This is a genomic window from Burkholderia sp. E168m15 (genome assembly GCF_016586105.1).
GTDB classification, from domain to species: Bacteria; Pseudomonadota; Gammaproteobacteria; order Burkholderiales; family Burkholderiaceae; genus Burkholderia; species Burkholderia orbicola.
The window spans coordinates 16116-31262 of the sequence record NZ_BCPO01000168.1; the positions used below are offsets into that span (position 1 = coordinate 16116).

The following is a 15147-nucleotide window of genomic DNA, read 5'->3' on the forward strand; positions in this document are numbered from 1 at the left end:
CAATGAAGTTCAGATTGATGCTGCCCGCCGCCGTGCTCGCGGCGCTGTCGCCGGCCGGGCAGGCACAAACACAGGAACGCAGTGTCGACGGCGCCGGCGCCATGCTCGCACCGATTCGCGTCGACGCGCAGAAGGCGCCCGCCCTGACGCAACCGCTCGACACGGGCAGCCATCTCGGGCTGTCGCCGCTCGAAACGCCCGCGAGCGTCGAGCAGATCAACCGCGCGACACTCGACACGCGCGGCGACAGTTCGATCATCGACGCCGTGAGCCGCGCCGCCGGTATCAGCGCGTCGCCGCATCCCGGCAACGGCAACTCGGAGCTCGCCGCGCGCGGCTTCGTCGGCGCGTCGTCGGTCACGCAGCTCTACGACGGCGTGCGCCCGTACGGCGCGATCGGCGTCACGTTCCCGTTCGATACGTGGTCGGTCGACCATATCGACGTGCTGCGCGGCCCCGCGTCGGTGATCTACGGCGAAGGCGCAATCGGCGGCGTGGTCAACATCGTGCCGAAGAAGCCGACGCGCACGCCGATCCGCAACGAACTGCAAGTCGGCGGCGGCACCGAAGGCACGGCACGCGCCGCGTTCGGCAGCGGCGGCGCGATCAACGACAAGCTGTCGTACCGCTTCGACATCAGCGGCAACCGATCGTCGAACTGGGTCGACCGCGGCGATTCGCGCAACCTGTCGGTGTCCGGCGCGCTGCGCTACGACGTGACGCCCGACCTGTACGTGACGGCGTCGTATGCGCAGGGCTTCATGCATCCGATGCAGTATTTCGGCGTGCCGCTCGTCAACGGTGCGCGCGATCGCGCGCTCGACAAGAAGAACTACAACGTCGGCGACGCCGACATCGCGTTCCGCGACAGCTGGGCCACCGTCTCGGCGAACTGGCAGCCGAGCGACAGCCTGAACGTGACGAGCACGCTGTACCGGATGAAGAGCAACCGTCACTGGAAGGATGCGGAGTACTACACGTACCTGCCGTCGAGCGCGCAAGTGCGGCGCAGCAGCTACACGGAAATCTTTCACGACCAGGAACAGTACGGCAACGTGACGACGGCCACCGTCGGCGGCGCGCTGCTCGGCATGCGCAACACGTTTTCGGCGGGCGTCGAGTTCAACCACACGACATTCCAGCACGACAACAATTCGCCGTATGCGGGCACGTCGACGGTCGATCCGTTCAACTTCGATCCGGGCAGTTTCATCAACACGGCCGGCACGTTTCCGAAGTACCGCAGCCAGTCGAACCAGTACGCGCTGTTCGCGGAGAACCGGCTCGAGATCACGCCGCGCTGGTCGGTGATCGGCGGGCTGCGCTACGACCATGCGAGCGTGAACCGCGACGATCTCGTGAACGGCGGCGCATTCACGAAGGTGTTCGCGAACACCGGCTGGCGCATCGGCACCGTGTACGACGTGCGGCCCGGCCTCGCCGTGTACGGCCAGTATTCGGTCGCGGCCGATCCGGTCAGCTCGCTGCTGTCGCTCAATGCGTCGAAGGCGAACTTCACGCTCGCGACCGGCCGGCAGATCGAGATCGGCGTGAAGCAGTCGTTCCTCGACGGTAAGGCCGAATGGACGCTCGCCGCGTACCGGATCGTGAAGAGCAACCTGCTGACGGCCGACCCGGTGAACCCGAACCAGTCGATCCAGGTCGGCCAGCAGTCGTCGCGCGGGCTGGAGGCGACGGTCGGCGCGGAGATCGCGAAGGACTGGCGCGTCGATGCGAACGTGTCGATCCTGCGCGCGAAATACGACGATTTCCAGCAGTCGTCCGGCGGCACGACCGTGTCGCGCGCAGGCAACGTGCCGGTGTCGGTGCCGCAGCGGCTCGCGAACCTGTGGGTGAGCTGGCGCTTCGCGCCGGACTGGACCGGCATAGCGGGCGTCAAGTACGTCGGCAAGCGATTCGCCGATACCGCGAACCAGCTCGTGATGCCGTCGTACACGACCGTCGACCTCGGCCTCGCGTGGAAGCCGCGCAAGGACACGACGATCACCGCCCGTGCGTACAACGTGTTCAATCGCCGCTACGTGCAGTCCGCGTACTACAACGAGACGCAGTATCTGCTCGGCAACGACCGGCGCGTCGAGGTGCTGGCGAACTACCGGTTCTGAGCGCGCAGGCCGCCGCGCAACGTGCCAGGCGGCACGGCCGCGGCGGCGTGCCGGTCAGCCTTCGGCATCGCCGGCGCGCGTCGATGCATCATGCACGCGTGCCCGCCGCGCGCCCGGCCATCCACTTCCGGTAGCGCCGCGTCTGGCACTGCGCGGCCAGTTGCTGCCGCACCAGCGCGCGCAGCGGCGATACCTGCGGATGCGTGCGGCGCCCTTCGCTCAATCGCGTGAGCTGGAACTTGACGACGGCCATGTTCGCCAGCGCGCCCAGCGCCTTGTTCTTCCAGCGGATCGGCTGCAGCACCGGCGCGCTGTCCTTGCCGGCGCGCCAGTCGCGCGGCAGGTTCGGGTCGATCGACAGCGCGGTCGCGATGCCGACCATCGCCACGCCGCTGTTCACCACCTGCTCGGCCACCGCACGACGCCGGATGCCGCCCGTGACCATCAGCGGCATCCGCGCGACGGCGGTGATGTCGCGCGCGAATTCGAGGAAATACGCTTCGCGCGCCAGCGTGCGGCCGTCGCGCGCCTCACCCTGCATCGCCGGCACTTCATAGCTGCCGCCCGACAGTTCGACGAGATCGACGCCGAGAGGATTCAGCAGTTCGACCACGCGCTTCGCGTCGTCCGCGCTGAAACCGCCGCGCTGGAAATCGGCCGAGTTCAGCTTCACCGCGACGACGAATGCCGGCGACACCGCCGCGCGCACCGCCTTCACGATATCGAGCAGCAGGCGCGCGCGATTCTCGATGCTGCCGCCCCATTGATCCTGCCGGCGGTTCGTCAGCGGCGACAGGAACTGGCTCAGCAGATAGCCGTGCGCCGCATGCACCTGCACGCCGGTGAAGCCGCTTTGCTCCGCGAGCTGCGCGGCGCGCACGAAGCGCTGCTGCACGTCGGCGATGTCGGCGGCCGTCATCTCCTTCGGCACCGGGAACTGCTTCGACAGCGCGCCGAGCGCGAGCGGCACGGCCGACGGCGCGAGCGTCGTCTGGCCGAGCGCCGCCTGCATCTGGCGCCCCGGGTGATTGATCTGCATCCACACGTGCGCGCCGTTCGAGCGGGCGATCTGCGCCCAGCGGCGGAAACGATCGAGATGCGCGTCGTTTTCGAGCACGACGCCGTTCGGCCCCGTCATCGCGCGGCCGTCCACCATCACGTTGCCGGTCAGGATCAGCCCGGCCTGACCGTCGGCCCACGCCTGGTACAGGCGCAGCAACGCGTCGGACGGCGCGTGATCCGCATCGGCCATGTTTTCTTCCATCGCGGCCTTGGCCAGACGGTTCGGAATCACCGCCCCGTTGGGCAGTGTGAGGGGCGCAAACAGATTCATGGTGGGACATCCTTGATTGACGATGGCCCACGATAACTTTAAAGTCAACTTTAAGGTCAAGCCCTTTTTGGAGCCCATCATGAAAATCGGCGAACTGGCGAAGGCGAGCGGCCTCGCGGCGTCGCGCATCCGCTTCTACGAAGCAAGCGGCCTGCTCGAACCGGCCCGCCGGCAGGCGAACGGCTATCGGGAATACGGGCCGGAAGCGTTGACGCGGCTCGCGATCATCGACCGCGCGCAGTGCGCGGGCTTCTCGCTCGACGAGATCCGCGCGGTGCTGCCGCCCGATCTCGGCGCATGGCCGCACGACGAACTGCTGGTCGCGCTGCGGCACAAGGTCGACGAAATCGCGCTGCTCGAACGGCGTCTCGCGCAGAACCGGCAACATCTGGAAACGCTGATCGACGAAATCGAGAACAAGCCGGCCGGCGAGGATTGCGCGGGCGCCGCGCAGCGAATGCTCGACCGGCTGTGCGAGCAGGCCGCCGAGCCGCTGGAGGCGACGCCCGTCGTGCGGCCGGCGCGCAAGCGGGCGTGATGGAGTGTGCTGCAGGATTGTGATGCGGAATCGCGCCGCGCCGGCCATCGATCGATGCGCGCCACGGCCTGAAACACGATGCGGTGCAGTTGTCCGGATTTGCTTACGTCGCAGGTAATCGACGCGCGCAGCCCGCGCCGCGATCATGGCTTCATCGACTCTCGAACCGCATCACGCCAAGGAGCCCGCCATGACCGCCTACGCCATCGCCCACCTGCACGACGTCGAAATGTGCGACGACATCGTCGAATACCTCGAACGGATCGACGGCACGCTCGCACCGTACGACGGCCATTTCGTGATTCACGGCGCCCGGCCGGAGGTACGCGAAGGCGTGTGGCGCGGCGACCTGATCGCGATCGCGTTTCCGGATCTCGACATGGCGCGCGCGTGGTACGACTCGGATGCGTACCGGCAGATCCAGCCGCTGCGTGAACGGCACGCGAGCGGCCCGTTGATCCTGATCGACGGCGTCGACGAACGGCACAAGGCGACCGACATTCTGCGTTGATCGCCGACGCCCGAGGCCGCCGCCCTGACTTATTTCACGTTGCGCTCCATCGGCTCGCCGACGACGAACCCGCCGCCCTGGAACCGCTGCGCGGGATCGTCGTATTCGGCCGTCGGCGCCGTCACCGGGAACAGCCCCGCGAACTGCTCGGAGCTGTCACGCGGGCGAAAGCCGAGGAAACCGACCTTCGTGTTGTCCCACCACTTCACCGGGTTGTCCGACGCGCCGTAGACGATCGCGTGGCCGACGCGGTTCGTCAGCAGCGAGCAGCGCACGAGCTCGATGAAATCGCGATAGCTGAGGAACGTGACGAGCATGCGCGGGTTCTTCGGCACCTCGAACGACGAGCCGATCCGCAGGCATACGGTTTCGATCCCGAAGCGGTCGAAGTAGTAGCGCGACAGCGATTCGCCGAAGCACTTCGTCACGCCGTACAGGCTGTCCGGGCGCAGCGGCGCATCGGCGTCGAGCACCTCGGTGACCGGATGGAAACCGATCGCATGGTTCGAGCTCGCGAACACGACGCGCTTCACGCCGTGTTTGCGCGCGGCTTCGTACAGGTTGTACGTGCCGGTGATGTTCGCGCCGACCAGATCGTCGAACGGCGCATCGACCGAAATGCCGCCGAGGTGAACGATCGCGTCCACGCCGTCGACGAGCTGCATCACGGCCGGCCGGTCGGCCAGGTCGACCACGCGGAGTTCTTCATGCGCGGCCGCGTCGCCGAGCGCCGCGATGTCGCTGACGCGCACGACGTCGGCCCAGTCGGCGAGCGCGCCGCGCAACTGGCGGCCGAGGTTGCCGGCCGCGCCCGTCAGCAGCAGGCGGCCGAACGGTTTGCGCGCGGCGGTGGATGAGGCGTTCATCGAATCTCCTTGATCTGACCTAAATCGGAAAACGTTTTCCAACTATACGCGTGCGCGGCGTCGAGCGTCAATGGTCGAATCTGCTCGCAGCCATCCGCACTTTCCCGATATCGACGGGTGGCTGCGCGCCGTCTTTTTCTGCCACAATCCGGCGTTATCGAACGAAAACGTTACCCTTCCGATGAAAAAAGTTTCCTCGACGATCCGCGACGTGGCCGCCGAAGCCGGCGTGTCGGTCGCGACGGTATCGAAGTACGTGAACGGCACGCAACGCTTCTCGCCGACCGTCGAGGCACGGCTCAAGGAGGCCATCGAGCGGCTCGGCTACCGATCGAATCCGCTTGCGCGCTCGATGATCACCGGCCGCACGCGCACCATCGGCCTCGTGATCCTCGACATCAGCAACCCGCACTTCACGAACGTCGTGAAAGGCGCGAACCGCGTCGCGCTGCAGCACGACTACACGCTGCTGCTCGTCGATACCGAGGAAAGCCAGGCGCGCGAACGTTCGCTGATCGAGGCGCTCGCGCAGCGCGTCGACGGGCTGATCGTCAGCACGCGGATGCCCGACGAGGAAGCCGGCTGGATGCTCGACCTCAACAAGCCGCTCGTGCTGCTGCGTCGCAGCCCCGGCCTGCCGATTCCGAGCGTCGGCATCGACAACCGGCTGTCGACCTACATGCTCGCGCGCCACCTGCTCAACCTCGGCCATACGCGCATCGCATATCTCGGCTTCGGCACCGCGCGCGTGAACGACGAACGAATCCAGGGCGCGCGCGACTGCCTCGCCGAAGCGGGGCTCACGCTCGACGTGCACGACGCGCACGCGCCGACCGCCGAGGCCGGCGAGCGCGCGTGCTCGCGCGTGATGCTCGGGCCGCAGCGCCCGCAGGCCGTGATCTGCTACAACGACCTGATCGCGCTCGGCTTCATGAAGGAAGCCGCGTCGCTCGGCTTCCGGCTGCCGCAGGACGTGTCCGTCGCCGGCATCGACAACGTGCCGTACGGCGCATACGCGGCGCCCGCGCTGACGACCGTCGACATCCAGAGCGAGAACATGGGCGAACTCGCGATGCAGAAGCTGATCGATGCGCTCGCCGGGCGCACCGACGCGAGCTATTCGACGTTCGAGCCGCGGCTGATCATGCGCGCGTCGACCGCATCGGCCGCGGCCGGATAACGCAATCGCGACGCGTCACGCCCCCGAACGAAAAACGCCGCCCCCGAGGGCGGCGTTGTTGCTTGCCGACACGCGATCACGCATCGAGTTTCGCGGGCTTCATCTTCGGCGTGAGCACGTGCATCACGGCCAGCGCGATCAGGTAGGCCGACGCGCCGATCGCAAACAGCACCCAGTAGTGGCCGGTGCGCTGCAGCACCTGGCCGATCACTTCCGAGAACAGCACGCCGCCGATCGAGCCGGCCATCCCGCCGATGCCGACCACCGACGCGACCGCGCGGCGCGGGAACAGGTCGGACGCCGTCGTGAACAGGTTCGCCGACCAGCCCTGGTGCGCGGCGGCGGCGAGGCCGACGATCAGCACCGCGATCCACAGGCTCTGCACCTGCGATACGAACGCGATCGGCAGCACGCAACATGCGCAGATCAGCATCGCCGTCTTGCGCGCCCGGTTCACGCTCCAGCCCGCGCGCAGCAGCATCGACGACAGCCAGCCGCCGCCGATACTGCCGACCGTCGTCAGCGCATAGATGCAGACGAGCGGCAAGCCGATGTGCTGCATGTCCATCCCGCGCGATTCGTTCAGCCACTTCGGCAGCCAGAACAGGTAGAACCACCACACCGGATCGGTCAGGAACTTGCCGATCAGGAAGGCCCACGTCTCGCGCTTGCGGATCAGTTCGCCCCAGCGCGGCGCGCCGGCGTTCGCGTTCGCCGCGTCGAGCGCTTCGGCTTCGTCGCGCGGCTCGTCGTATTCCGCGGCGAGCGCGCGCGTGTCGGCCGTGCGATACATCACCAGCCACACCGCGAGCCACACGATGCCGATAGCGCCGATGATCACGAACGCCGCGCGCCAGCCGTAGGCCACCGCGATCGCCGGGATGATCGCCGGCGCGAACACCGCCCCGATGTTCGCGCCCGAGTTGAAGATGCCGGTGGCGAGCGCGCGTTCGCGGCGCGGGAACCATTCGGCCGTCGTCTTGATCGCGGCCGGGAAGTTGCCGCCCTCGCCGATCCCGAGCAGCGCACGCACGAACGCGAAGCCCGTCACCGAGCCGACCGCCGCATGCAGCATCGCGGCGATGCTCCATACCAGCATCGCCACCGCGTACGACACGCGCGTACCGAGCCAGTCGACGATGCGCCCGAAGCCGAGCAGACCCAGCGCATAGAACGCCGAAAACGCCATCACGATGCGGCCGTACTGCACCTGGCTCCAGCCGATGTCGTGCTGGAGCATCGGCGCGAGCAGGCCGAGGATCTGCCGATCCATGTAGTTGATCATGGTTGCGAAGAACAACAGCGCACACACGGTCCAGCGGTAGCGGCTGGCGGCCGCGCGCACGGCGCCGACGACGGCAGATTGCATGAATGTCTCCGATGCGCGGTCGCGCCCGTCGCGCCGCGCGGTATTCGTTGACCGGCGACCGGCGCCGGGGTGAACGGCCCACGCGCTGACGCACCGGCCCTTTCACCAACCTATCTGGAAAACGTTTTTCAAAGGATAGGACGTCTGCCGCTGCCGTGTCAGTCGGGGATTTCGATGAGTCATCTCAAATTAGTCGCGGTAAAAGAGACGACTGTTTCGCAGAGTGGTATTAACCGTTTTTCCCCTGATTTTCCCGCTGCGGCGCGGCAGGCGCGCGGCGGCCGACACACATGTCCGATTCCAGCCAGAATCGACCGCGAGGATGGTTTACAGTCGCCCCATGCGCCTCGATCCTGACACCTGCTACGACGCCCTGCTTTCGCGGAACCGCCGCTTCGACGGCTGGTTCTTCGTCGGCGTCGCGACGACCGGGGTGTACTGCCGCCCGGTCTGCCCGGTGAAGCCGCCGAAAGCGCAAAACTGCACCTACTACCCGACCGCCGCGGCCGCCGAGAAAGCCGGCTTCCGGCCCTGCATGCGCTGCCGCCCCGAACTCGCGCCCGGCCACGGGCTGCTCGACCTGTCCGGCAATCTCGCCGACGCGGCCGCGACGCTGATCGACGACGGTTTCCTGAATGCGCATTCCGTCGCCGCGCTCGCACGGCGCGTCGGCGTGACCGAACGCCATCTGCGCCGCATCTTCGGCGCGCAGTTCGGCGTGTCGCCGGTCGAGTTCGCGCAGACGCAGCGGCTGCTGATGGCCAAGCGGCTGCTGACCGATACCGCGCTGCCGGTGGCCGTCGTCGCGTCGACGGCCGGGTTCGGCAGCGTGCGACGCTTCAACGACCTGTTCCGCCAGCGCTACGGCCTCAATCCGCTACGGCTGCGCAAAGGGGCCGGCGCGTCGGCCGACGGCGACATGACCTTCCCGCTGCCGTACCGGCCGCCGTTCGCGTGGGCCGACCTGATGCGTTTTCTCGCGCAGCGGCAGATCGACGGCGTCGAACGAATCGACGCGAAGGGTTATGCACGCATCGTCGAATTGCCGAATCGACACGACGGCGGCCGCGTCGCCGGCTGGCTGTCCGTCACGCACGTGCCGCAGCGCTTCGCGCTGGCCGTCACCGTGTCGCCCGCGCTGACGCCGGCCGTGCCGGCCGTGCTCGCACGCGTGCGCCGGCTGTTCGATCTCGACAGCCGCCCCGACGTGATCGACGCGCATCTCGGCGATCTCGCGAGCGGCTCGCCGGGGTTGCGCGTGCCCGGCGCGTTCGACGGTCTGGAGATCGCGATCCGTGCGATCGCGGGCGAGCAGCTGGCGGCGGCGCAGGCCGATACGCCGTTGCTCGCACGGATCGCTGAGCGCTTCGGTCACTCGGTCGACGGTGCGCCGCCCGGCCTCACGCACGCCCTGCCCTGCGCCGCGACACTAGCCGCACTGCCGCCTTCGGCCCTCGAAACGATCGGCATCGAGCGAGACATGGCGCATGCGATCGTGTCGCTCGCCCGTGCTGTCGACGACGGCACGCTCGCGCTCGAACCGATGGCGCCGCTCGATGCGACGCTCGCCGCGCTGCGCGCGCTGCCCGGCTTCGACGAACGCGCGGTGCAGTACGTCGCGATGCGTGCGATGGCATGGCCGAACGCGTTCCCCGCCGACGACGCGTTGCTGCCCGCCCGCCCCGAGCGCACCGACCGCACGCGCGTGCCATCATCAGCGCCGCATGCGGCACGTTGGGCGCCGTGGCGCGCGTATGCCGCACTGCATGTGTGGCGCCTTCATGGAGATGGATTGCGATGACTCCCGCTCACCTGATTCCGAGCCCGCTGGGCGACATCGCCGTACGCATCGAGGACGATGCGCTCACGGGCCTGTACTTCGTCGGCCAGAAATACTTCCCGTCGCTTGCGATCCTGAACGACGCGCACACGCTCGCCACGTCGCCGATCGCACGTCGGGTCGCAGAGGAAATCGCCGAATACTTCACCGGCGCGCGCGACACGTTCTCGGTACCGATCCACCTGCGCGGCACCGCGTTTCAGCGACGGGTATGGCAGGAACTGCTCGCAATTCCGTTCGGCGAACTCGTGTCGTATGGCGACATCACCGAACGCGTCGGGCTGCCGATGAGCGGCGCACGCGCCGTGGGCGGTGCGGTCGGCCGCAATCCGGTATCGATCATCGTGCCATGCCATCGCGTGGTCGGCGCATCGGGCAGCCTGACCGGCTATGCGGGCGGCATCGAGCGCAAACGTGCGCTGCTGTCGCTCGAAGGCGCAGAACTTTCACGCGGCGCGCATCATCCGATGCAGCAGGCGCTCGCGTTCTGATCGACGAAGCGCGTCACGCGGGCAGCACCGGCCGGCGCGCTTCACGCTTCGCATATGCGCCGGGCGTCATGCGGAATTTCGCCTGGAACAGCGCGATGAACGACGACGTCGAGTCGTAACCCAGTTGTGCGGCCACCGTGCCGATCGGCTCGCCTGCATCGAGCAGCGGCAACGACGCGAGCAGCCGCACGCCCTGCCGCCATTCCGTGAACGACAACCCCGTGTCCTGCCGGAACAGCCGCGACAGCGTGCGCCGCGTCGCGCCGACCTGATGGCCCCATTCGTCGAGACTGCGCGTATCGCCCGGCGCCGCATGCAACGCGCGCGCGATTTTCAGCAGGCGCGGATCGCGCGGCAGCGGCACCGTGAGCGGCGCCGGCTGCATGCGCGCGATCCGGTCCGCGATCAGGCACACGAGCGCACCGTCGGGCCCCGCCTCGTCGTAATTCACCGGCAACTCGCCGGTCGCGATCACCAGCTCACGCAGCAGCGGCGTCATGCAGAGGATCGTGCAATCGTCGTTCACGTCGCCGCGCGCGAGGGCTGCGTCGAGATACAGGCTGTGGAACGCGACGCAATCGCGCGTCGACACCGCGTGCGGCACGTGTGGCGGAATCCACATCGCATAGTGCGGCGGCAGCAGTTGCCGGCCCGACGGCGTCGACACCTCGAGCACGCCGCTCGTCGCATACATCAACTGCGCCCACGGATGACTGTGCGCGTCGACGCTCACGTTGCCGGGAATGCCGAACGCGCGCACGTACAGCGGCCTCGGCAGGCGCGTCATCGGCGGCACTGCGTAAGGGTCGCCGGGTTGTCCCGCCAGCAACATAAGACGTCCTCCGAAGGTCATTGCACGAACGCACGCGATGCTACCGTGGCGGCTCCCTTTTTCACACGGCTTCCGCCCATGAGCGCTCATACCCGCATCACCCGCAAGACCGTCACCGCGATCCGTTCGACCAAAGGCATCGGCAGCCTCGTGTCGCTGACCGCGTACTCCGCGCCGATGGCGAAGCTCGTCGATGAAGTGGCCGACGTGATCATCGTCGGCGACTCCGTCGGCATGGTGCTGTACGGGATGCCCGATACGCTGCGCGTCACGCTCGACATGATGATTGCACATGGGGCGGCCGTCGTGCGCGGCGCCGCGCAGGCGTGCGTCGTCGTTGACCTGCCGTTCTCCACGTTCCAGGAATCGCCCGCGCAAGCGTATCGCTCTGCCGCGCGGCTGCTCGCCGAAACCGGCGCGCAGGCCGTGAAGCTCGAAGGCGGCTGCGAGATGACCGACACCATCCGCTTCCTGACCGATCGCGGCATTCCGGTGATGGCGCATGTCGGCCTCATGCCGCAGCAGGCCAACGCGGCGGGCGGCTTCCGCGCGCAGGGCATGGACCCGCGTTCGGCCGCGCAGGTGTTCGACGCCGCGTGTGCGGCCGAGCGGGCCGGCGCGTTCAGCGTCGTCATCGAAGGCACCGCCGAAGCGCTCGCGCGCCACCTGACCGAAACGCTGACGATCCCGACGATCGGCATCGGCGCATCGCCCGCGTGCGACGGGCAAGTGCTCGTGACCGAGGACATGATCGGCGCGTTCGATGCGTACACGCCGCGCTTCGTGAAGCGCTACGCGGATGCGAACGCGGTGATGCGCGACGCGATCCGCCAGTACGCTCACGACGTGCGGCAGCGCGTGTTTCCCGAGCCCGCGCATTGCTTCGGATACGGCAAGCCGCTGCAACTGGCGGACGCGGCCACCGCCGCGTGATGCCGGACGAACGACACGGTGGACTTACGTCATGTGCGTTTGCGCATCGCGTGCGCGACCCGCGCGTTCGCTTCGAATTTCGCGCGATGCGTCGAAAAAAACGTTCGCACGTTGCGGACGTTCGACGCGCCGGTGAACAGCCGCCGCGCGAATTCGTCGTATTCGGCAACGTCGGCCAGATCGGCGATCACGACGAAATCGGGCCCCGGCGACACGCGATAGCACTGCGTAACGGCCGGTTCCGCGCACACGTACGCTTCGAACGCGTCGTAGTCTTCGGCCGTCTGCCGGTCGAGGCTGATCTCGATCAGCGCGGTGACGGCCGTGCCGATCGCGACCGGATCGAGCACCGCGACCTGCCGACGGATCACGCCGGCTTCCGTCAGCCGGCGCACACGACGCATGCAGGTAGGCGGCGATGACAGCGCGCGCTCGGCGAGTTGCAGGTTGGACACCGACGCGTCGTCCTGCAGGATCGCGAGGATGCGCAGATCGAGTTCGTCGAGGGTGATGCCGGCCATCGGCCACTCCTTCCGATCAGAGAGTGAAATTTAATTTCAACATGATAGACTATCATCCGTTAGTTTCATATTTATTTGTTTTTTGAAATTTAATTCCATTTCACCGGCTCTACCATCGCTCTCACTGATCCAGACAGGACATTTACGGAGCGCGATATGTGTGGAATTGTCGGGGCGGTTGCCCAGCGGGACATCCTGCCGAACCTGGTCGATGGCCTGAAGCGGCTCGAATACCGCGGCTACGATTCGTGCGGCGTCGTGGTCTACCGCGACCGCGCGCTGGCGCGCGCCCGCAGCGTCGATCGCGTCGCGAACCTGCAGCGTGAGATCGCCGATCAGGCGTTGTCCGGTTACACGGGCATCGCGCATACGCGCTGGGCCACTCATGGCGCCCCCGTCACGCTCAACGCGCATCCGCACTTCTCGCCGAGCGACGCCAATGCGCGCATCGCGCTGTCGCACAACGGGATCATCGAGAACTGCGATCAACTACGTGCGGAATTGCAGACGCACGGCTATGTGTTCGCGAGCCAGACCGACAGCGAGGCGATCGCGCACCTGATCGACCACCTGTACGACGGCGACCTGTTCGAGGCCGTTCGGCGTGCGGTCGCGCGACTGCGCGGCAGCTATGCGATCGCGGTGATGTGCCGCGACGAGCCGCACCGGATCGTCGGCGCACGCGACGGGATGCCGCTCGTCGTCGGAGTCGGCGAAGGCGAAAATTTTCTGGCGTCCGACGCGATTGCACTGTCGGGTATCACCGATCGCATTGCCTATCTGGAGAACGGCGACGTCGCCGACATTCAACTGCATCGCTACTGGATCGTCGACGCGGCTGGCCAGCGCGTCGAGCGCGCGGTGCAACGCGTCGCCGCGCATAGCGGCGCGGCCGATCTCGGATCGTATCGCTACTACATGCAGAAGGAGATCTTCGAGCAGCCGCAGGCCGTGGCCGATACGCTGCTCGACGTTTCGTCGATCATGCCCGAGCTGTTCGGCGACGGCGCTTGGCGTGTGTTCAATGACGTCGATTCGGTGCTGCTGCTCGCGTGCGGCGGCAGCTATCACGCGGCGCTGACCGCGAAGTACTGGATCGAGAGCATCGCGAAGCTGCCGGCCAGCGTCGAGATTGCCAGCGAGTTTCGTTATCGCGACAGCGTGCCGAATCCGCGCACGCTGGTGGTTGCGGTGTCGCAGAGCGGCGAGACGGCCGACGTGCTCGGCGCCGTGCATGTCGCGAAACGCAGCGGGATGATGCACACGCTCGCGATCTGCAACGTGGCGACGAGTGCGCTGATGCGCGAATGTGCACTGCAGTTCGTGACGCGTGCGGGGGTCGAGATCGGTGTCGCTTCGACGAAGGCGTTTACGACGCAGCTCGTTGCGCTGTTCCTGCTGACGTTGTCACTGGCGCAGGTGCGCGGGCGGTTGAGTGACGACGAGGAGAAGGAACATCTGCGGGCGCTGCGGCATCTGCCCGATGCGATGTCGAAGGTGCTCGCGCTGGAGCCGCAGATCATGGCGTGGTCGGAGTTGCTCGCGAGGCGCGACAACATGCTGTTTCTCGGGCGCGGGATGCATTATCCGATCGCATTGGAAGGCGCGCTGAAGATGAAGGAGATTTCCTATATTCACGCGGAGGCTTATCCGGCGGGGGAGTTGAAGCATGGGCCGCTGGCGCTCGTCAGCAATGAAATGCCAGTGATCGCGGTTGCGCCGAATGACATGTTGCTTGAAAAGCTGCGATCGAACATGCATGAGGTCAGTGCGCGGAATGGGCGGCTTTTTGTGTTTGCGGATGTTGACTGTGGGATCGTGCCGAGTGAGGGGATCGAGGTGATTCGGCTTAACGAGTACTACGGGCCGTTGTCGCCGATCTTGCATACGGTGCCGATGCAGTTGCTGGCGTATCACGCGGCGCTCGCAAGGGGGACGGATATTGATAAGCCGAGGAATTTGGCTAAGTCGGTGACGGTGGAGTGAGGGGCGTTTTCCGCCCTTTCGTGGTGGTTTACAAAGATGTTGTCCTATCGCGCCTCGCTGCATGCTCGAACTTCAACAACGTCGTAACACGTCGCCGGAATCCCACAACATCGAAAGTCGATTCACCGCCTAAATGGCTAGGAAATTCCGCCGTAGATCAAGAAACGGAGCTTGAGCAGTTTCGCTATCAATTGTAGAGATTGATCCGTGCTACATAGCGGAAAGCGACTGAATGAACGGTGATTCAGGGGTACCGGACTGGAGTGCACGCCACACCGCCATCAAGTTCTCCCGGTTCGCTGCCGCCCACGCCGAAACCGACTTGTCGTATTTGCGATCGAGGGTTCCCTCGATTCTCTCGCCTGTGTCTATAGCATATGTCGCGACATGATTGTTTTTACCGTAATCGACATGAAAATGCGCCCTAGCATGTTGTTTTTCTTGATACATCTTAATTTTTATATTCTCATGCTTGAGCACTAATTGTTCAAGCATGCCAGATGCCTGACCACGAGATGGCCGAGACATCAAGTCAATTAACGCAAGTTGGTTTTGGAGTGATGCAAGATTCAGTTCCACGGCGTCTCTCGTCGGATGTAGTGATCGCGATCATATCGGATA

The 15147-nt window shown here is 66.2% G+C and carries 14 protein-coding genes; 8 read left to right on the top strand and 6 right to left on the bottom strand.

What is annotated here, in order from left to right; all coding sequences use genetic code 11:
- The first annotated feature begins 2 nt into the window (after positions 1-2).
- Positions 3-2126: a TonB-dependent siderophore receptor gene (locus tag JMF86_RS25310; protein ID WP_011694506.1), complete on the top strand. Its 2124-nt coding sequence runs from the start codon at positions 3-5 to the stop codon at positions 2124-2126.
- A gap of 88 nt (positions 2127-2214) precedes the next feature.
- On the opposite strand, the gene JMF86_RS25315 is transcribed toward JMF86_RS25310, so the two are convergent.
- A complete protein-coding gene (locus tag JMF86_RS25315; protein WP_011694505.1) occupies positions 2215-3459 on the bottom strand; it encodes an NADH:flavin oxidoreductase/NADH oxidase family protein in 1245 nt (414 codons plus the stop codon).
- Between the two features lie 79 nt (positions 3460-3538).
- On the opposite strand from JMF86_RS25315, the gene JMF86_RS25320 reads away from it, so the two are divergent.
- Positions 3539-3997, top strand: a complete 459-nt coding sequence (locus tag JMF86_RS25320; RefSeq protein ID WP_011694504.1) for a MerR family transcriptional regulator — start codon at positions 3539-3541, stop codon at positions 3995-3997.
- Positions 3998-4187: 190 nt separating this feature from the next.
- Positions 4188-4508, top strand: coding sequence for a DUF1330 domain-containing protein (locus tag JMF86_RS25325; protein WP_011694503.1), 321 nt, complete (start codon positions 4188-4190; stop codon positions 4506-4508).
- Between the two features lie 29 nt (positions 4509-4537).
- On the opposite strand, the gene JMF86_RS25330 is transcribed toward JMF86_RS25325, so the two are convergent.
- Complete coding sequence (locus JMF86_RS25330) at positions 4538-5374, bottom strand: NAD(P)-dependent oxidoreductase (RefSeq protein WP_011694502.1); 837 nt, start codon at positions 5372-5374, stop codon at positions 4538-4540.
- A gap of 70 nt (positions 5375-5444) precedes the next feature.
- Here JMF86_RS25330 and JMF86_RS25335 point away from each other — a divergent pair, with 70 nt between their 5' ends.
- Entirely contained in the window at positions 5445-6554 is a 1110-nt protein-coding gene (locus JMF86_RS25335; RefSeq protein WP_011694501.1) for a LacI family DNA-binding transcriptional regulator, read from the top strand.
- Between the two features lie 76 nt (positions 6555-6630).
- Here the strand turns inward: JMF86_RS25335 and JMF86_RS25340 are convergent, their stop codons facing one another.
- Complete coding sequence (locus tag JMF86_RS25340; protein ID WP_201317171.1) at positions 6631-7923, bottom strand: MFS transporter; 1293 nt, start codon at positions 7921-7923, stop codon at positions 6631-6633.
- Positions 7924-8245: 322 nt separating this feature from the next.
- Here JMF86_RS25340 and JMF86_RS25345 point away from each other — a divergent pair, with 322 nt between their 5' ends.
- On the top strand, positions 8246-9724 hold the full coding sequence (locus JMF86_RS25345) for a DNA-3-methyladenine glycosylase 2 family protein (protein WP_011694500.1): 1479 nt from the start codon (positions 8246-8248) through the stop codon (positions 9722-9724).
- On the top strand, positions 9721-10254 hold the full coding sequence (locus JMF86_RS25350; protein ID WP_011694499.1) for a methylated-DNA--[protein]-cysteine S-methyltransferase: 534 nt from the start codon (positions 9721-9723) through the stop codon (positions 10252-10254). Before JMF86_RS25345 ends, JMF86_RS25350 begins: the two co-directional genes overlap by 4 nt.
- Positions 10255-10267: 13 nt before the next feature.
- Here JMF86_RS25350 and JMF86_RS25355 read toward each other — a convergent pair whose 3' ends face one another.
- Positions 10268-11086, bottom strand: coding sequence for a helix-turn-helix domain-containing protein (locus JMF86_RS25355; RefSeq protein ID WP_011694498.1), 819 nt, complete (start codon positions 11084-11086; stop codon positions 10268-10270).
- Between the two features lie 78 nt (positions 11087-11164).
- Here JMF86_RS25355 and panB point away from each other — a divergent pair, with 78 nt between their 5' ends.
- Positions 11165-12019 carry a 3-methyl-2-oxobutanoate hydroxymethyltransferase gene (gene panB / locus JMF86_RS25360; RefSeq protein WP_011694497.1) on the top strand — a complete coding sequence of 285 codons (855 nt, stop codon included), beginning with the start codon at positions 11165-11167 and terminating at the stop codon, positions 12017-12019.
- Positions 12020-12048: 29 nt separating this feature from the next.
- Here panB and JMF86_RS25365 read toward each other — a convergent pair whose 3' ends face one another.
- Positions 12049-12540, bottom strand: coding sequence for an Lrp/AsnC family transcriptional regulator (locus JMF86_RS25365; protein WP_011694496.1), 492 nt, complete (start codon positions 12538-12540; stop codon positions 12049-12051).
- A 156-nt stretch (positions 12541-12696) separates the two neighbouring features.
- Between JMF86_RS25365 and glmS the strand changes: the two genes are divergently transcribed.
- Entirely contained in the window at positions 12697-14526 is a 1830-nt protein-coding gene (gene glmS / locus JMF86_RS25370; RefSeq protein ID WP_011694495.1) for a glutamine--fructose-6-phosphate transaminase (isomerizing), read from the top strand.
- A gap of 210 nt (positions 14527-14736) precedes the next feature.
- On the opposite strand, the gene JMF86_RS25375 is transcribed toward glmS, so the two are convergent.
- Positions 14737-15105 (bottom strand): DUF4160 domain-containing protein, encoded by a 369-nt coding sequence (locus JMF86_RS25375; protein ID WP_197285609.1) that lies wholly within the window; start codon positions 15103-15105, stop codon positions 14737-14739.
- Positions 15106-15147 lie beyond the last annotated feature (42 nt).